The 349-nt window shown below is 57.6% G+C and carries 1 pseudogene; it reads right to left on the bottom strand.

Annotation, left to right across the window (positions count from 1 at the left end):
- Nucleotides 1-349: pseudogene (gene fdoH, locus R2R70_RS19285) on the bottom strand (formate dehydrogenase O subunit beta); the annotation flags it as partial.

The raw sequence follows: 349 nt of genomic DNA, 5'->3' as shown, positions 1-349 counted from the left end.
AGCATGGTGCAGCACGTACATGACGTGTGTACCACCGACGCCTGCCGGATCGTACAGACCCGCATTGTCGTAACCGCGGGTTTTCAGCTCAGCAACGCGCTCGCTCGCCAGCGTTTTCATCGACTCTTTCGTACCGAAGTGAATCGCGCCCGTTGGGCAGGTCTTCACGCAGGCTGGTTCTTGCCCAACCACCACGCGGTCAACGCACAGCGTACATTTGTAGACGCGGTTGTCTTCCGGGTTGAGGCGCGGAATGTCGAACGGACAGCCCGCAATGCAATAACCGCAGCCAATGCACTGCTCGGACTGGAAGTCGACGATACCGTTGGCATACTGAATAATTGCACCT

Source organism: Cobetia sp. SIMBA_158, assembly GCF_046566945.1.
Classification (GTDB): domain Bacteria; phylum Pseudomonadota; class Gammaproteobacteria; order Pseudomonadales; family Halomonadaceae; genus Cobetia; species Cobetia amphilecti.
Note: the sequence above shows the minus strand (reverse complement) of the source record. Positions and strands in the feature narration are given on the sequence as shown.